This window comes from Microbacterium sp. B19, from assembly GCF_000333395.1.
Lineage (GTDB): Bacteria > Actinomycetota > Actinomycetes > Actinomycetales > Microbacteriaceae > Microbacterium.
This window is the reverse complement of the sequence record NZ_BADA01000321.1, coordinates 1-3,555: the sequence shown is the minus strand read 5'-3', so window position 1 is coordinate 3,555 and position 3,555 is coordinate 1. Positions and strand designations below refer to the sequence as shown.

Annotated in this window: 5 protein-coding genes and 1 pseudogene; all 6 read right to left on the bottom strand. The window is 72.2% G+C overall.

The annotated features are described in order from the left end of the window. Positions 1 to 220: 220 nt before the first annotated feature. Positions 221 to 715, bottom strand: a complete 495-nt coding sequence (locus I5G_RS11220) for a DUF3180 domain-containing protein (protein WP_022879129.1) — start codon at positions 713 to 715, stop codon at positions 221 to 223. Then, a complete protein-coding gene (gene folK / locus I5G_RS22030; protein ID WP_051038762.1) occupies positions 712 to 1,341 on the bottom strand; it encodes a 2-amino-4-hydroxy-6-hydroxymethyldihydropteridine diphosphokinase in 630 nt (209 codons plus the stop codon). Before folK ends, I5G_RS11220 begins: the two co-directional genes overlap by 4 nt. Next, positions 1,338 to 1,706 carry a dihydroneopterin aldolase gene (gene folB, locus I5G_RS11210; protein WP_026095861.1) on the bottom strand — a complete coding sequence of 123 codons (369 nt, stop codon included), beginning with the start codon at positions 1,704 to 1,706 and terminating at the stop codon, positions 1,338 to 1,340. The genes folK and folB overlap by 4 nt, the downstream gene beginning before the upstream one ends. Continuing rightward, a complete protein-coding gene (gene folP / locus I5G_RS11205) occupies positions 1,706 to 2,497 on the bottom strand; it encodes a dihydropteroate synthase (protein WP_022879128.1) in 792 nt (263 codons plus the stop codon). The genes folB and folP overlap by 1 nt, the downstream gene beginning before the upstream one ends. Beyond that, positions 2,494 to 3,084, bottom strand: a complete 591-nt coding sequence (gene folE / locus I5G_RS11200; RefSeq protein WP_022879127.1) for a GTP cyclohydrolase I — start codon at positions 3,082 to 3,084, stop codon at positions 2,494 to 2,496. Before folE ends, folP begins: the two co-directional genes overlap by 4 nt. A 6-nt stretch (positions 3,085 to 3,090) precedes the next feature. Then, a pseudogene (locus I5G_RS22025) lies at positions 3,091 to 3,555 on the bottom strand (cell division protein FtsH); the annotation flags it as partial.

Genomic DNA, 3,555 nt, shown 5'->3' with positions numbered 1-3,555 from the left:
GCCGACGGGGATCCATTGCCAGAAGAAACCGCTCAGAACCTGGACGACGATCGCTGCGGCGAGCGCCAGCACGAACACGGCACCCTGCGAGATCAGCTGCACCCGCACGTACGCACGGGCGAGCTGGTGCCATGTGCCGTCCCCGAGGGGGAGCCGCCCCTGTCCGCGCGGCTCGAGGATCCGCGAATACGTCGCATCGTCGAGAACGGACGCCGGGGACTCAGGCCGGGGAGCCGGCGTCGGGGTGCGCTCCGGAAGATCCGGGGTGTTCGTCATCGTCGTCCTTCCGGATGGTGCACAGTTGCTCGGCCACGAGTCCCGCGACGACGAGGAGGGCACCACACACAGCCGTCGCGATGATCGACCCCAACGAGCCTAACGACGGAGTGAAGGGACGTGTGAAGACGAAAGCGAGAAGCCCCAGCGCGAAGCCGGTCGCCGCAGCGCCCACGAGAGAGGAGGCCTTCGCCAGCATCGCGATCCGGAGGGCCCGGAACGGGTCGATGCGCCGGCCGCTGCGCCCCCGCGATGCCCGGAAGATCGGCACGGCGAACGCCACGACGACCACCCCCAGAAGGACGAGGATGGTCGGCAGACTCGCCGCCGGGACGAAAGTGGGACGCCCCGTCGACGTGAGCACGGTGTCGACGAGGAACCCGACGACGAGACCCACGAGCGCCGCGACGAGGAGGATCGTCGCCCCTGTCCGCTTCACGGCGTGTCCTGCCCTTCCGCGCCGACCGACGGAGCGTCCTGCACGTCCGCGCCGACCGACGGAGCGTCCTGCACGTCGGCGCTGGCCGCCGGCGCGTCCTGCCCCGCACCGCCGCGCACACTCGCCAGCAGCGCGTCCACGCGACCGCGGCCGGGGATCACGGCATCCGGGTCGATCGCCACCCACGGAGCGAGCACGAACTCGCGCTCGTGCGCGCGCGGATGCGGAACCGTCAGCCGCTCGTCGTCGATGCGCTCGTCGCCGTAGGTGATCAGGTCGAGGTCGAGCGTGCGGTCACCCCACTTCTCGCGCCGCACGCGGCCGTGCTCGGCCTCGATGCGGTGGAGTTCGCGCAGCAGCGTCGTTGGAGCGAGTCGCGTCCGCAGCAGCGCGACGGCGTTGAGGTACCGCGGGGCATCCGCGTCCTCGCCGGCGAGCGTCACGGCCACCGTCTCGATCGGTGCCGACACGCGCACGTCGGTGGTCAGCGGCAGGAGCCGGAGTTCCTCGACGGCGGCGGCGAGCGTCTCGGCGCGGGAGCCGAGGTTGGCACCCAGCGCGACGACCGCCGCGACCGGATGATCGGCGGGCGGGTCGCCGATGCCGTGGGCGAGGCGAACACTCACGCGCGGCCCCTCCGGATCGTCACCGACACGTCGCCGAACGGCACCGTGATCGGCGCCTGCGGCTTGTGCACGGTCACCGTGACGAGCATCACCCGCTCGTCGGACAGCACGTCATCGGCGATCCGCTGCGCGAGGGTCTCGAGGAGATCGACGGGGTCGTTCTCGACGTGCGCCACGATGCGTTCGGCGAGCTCCCCGTAGTGCACGGTGTCGACGACGTCATCCGACTCGGCCGCCGGGCGCAGCGACAACTGGAGCGCCACGTCGACGACGAACTCCTGCCCTTCGCGCTTCTCATCGGCGTACACGCCGTGGAAGCCGAAGGCTCGCACCCCCGTCAGCGTGATCTCGTCGGCGAAGTCCATCAGGCCTCCCAGGCGCGGGCGACGGCGAGCGCGTCGCGAGTGGTCGGAACGTCGTGCACGCGCACGGCCCAGGCACCGGCCCGATCGGCCAGGACGCTGGTGACGGCGGTCGCGAGGTCGCGGCGGGGGAGGTCGGCATCCGCGCCGAGCGCATCCGCCAAGAACCGCTTGCGGCTCGTGCCCACGAGCACGCGGCATCCGAGCTGCGTCAGCCGCGGCAGCGCGCGAAGCACTCGCCAGTTCTGATCGCCGCGCTTGCCGAACCCGATGCCGGGGTCGACGACGATGCGGGACCGTGGGATGCCGGCCGCCTCGGCCGCGTCGACCCGCTCCGTCAGCTCGGCGAGCACCTCGGCCACCACGTCGTCGTATTCGGCGCGCGCGTACATCTCGGACGACGGCCCGCGCCAGTGCCCCAGCGCGACGTCGGCGCCGGATTCGGCGACGGCCGCGAGCATCTCGGGATCCGCGAGCCCTCCGGACACGTCGTTCACCAGACGTGCCCCCGCCGCCACGGCAACCCGCGCCGTCGCGGCGTTCATCGTGTCGATGCTGACGAACAGCCCCTCGGATGCCAACACCTCCACGACCGGGAGCACGCGCTGCTGCTCGATCCGCGGCGCGACACGATCCGCGCCGGGCCGGGTCGATTCGCCGCCGACGTCCAGCAGGTCGGCCCCCTTGGCCGCGAGGGAGCGCCCGTGCGCGATCGCGACGTCGGGGTCGAGGAAACGCCCGCCGTCGCTGAAGGAATCGGGGGTGACGTTGAGGATGCCCATCACGAGCGTCACGGGCGGTCCCGCCCGATCAGCGCGACGAGCTCGGCGCGGGCGGCCGGGTCGGTGTAGACCCCGCGCGCGGCGATCGTGACGGTCGACGCATCGGGTTGACGACCACCGCGCATCGTGACGCACTCGTGCTCGGCATCCAGGATCACCAGCACGCCCCGCGCGTCGAGAGCGCCGGCGATCGTGTCGGCCACCTGTTCGCCAAGCCGCTCCTGCACCTGCGGGCGGGCCGCGAGGATGTCGATCACGCGCGGCAGCGCCCCGAGTCCCACGACCCGCTCACCCGGCAGATACGCGACGTGCGCCCGACCGCGGAACGGCAGCAGGTGGTGCTCGCACATCGAACGGAACGCGATGTCCCGGAGCATCACCGCCCCGGAGGGCAGGGTGTCCGGCGCCGGCCCGCGGCTCACCGAGATCGTGTGCTGCAGCGGGGCCGTGGCATCCTGCCCCACTCCCCCGAAGAACTCGGCCCACGAATCCGCCACGCGCGCCGGAGTCTGCCGGAGGCCCGGGCGATCGGGGTTCTCCCCGATCGCCTCGAGCAGCTCGCGTACGAGCGCCGACACGCGCTCCCGGTCGACGGCCACGGCGCCTTAGGCGGTGGCCGGACGCGTCTGTCCGCTCGGCCGCTGGCGCTGCGGCTGGGTCGCGGGCTGAGCGTCGGCCTCGACGGACGCGGCGACGCCCGAGGGCGCCTGACGACGCGGCACCTCGACCGGCGGCAGGCTCGACACCGGGCGATCGCCCGACGAGAGCCACTGCGGCCGCGGGGGCAGACGCTTGACGTCCTTGAAGATCTCGGCGAGCTCCAGGTGGTCGAGCGTCTCCTTCTCGAGGAGGGCGAGCGCGAGCCGGTCGAGCACCTCGCGGTTGTCGTTGATCACCTGGTACGCCTCGTTGTGCGCCTGCTCGATCAGTCCGCGGACCTGGGCGTCGACGCGCTCGGCGATGCGCTCGGAGAAGTCGCGACCGTGACCCATGTCGCGGCCCATGAACACCTCGCCCGACGACGAGCCGAGCTTGACCGGGCCGACCTCGTTCGTCATGCCGTACTCGGT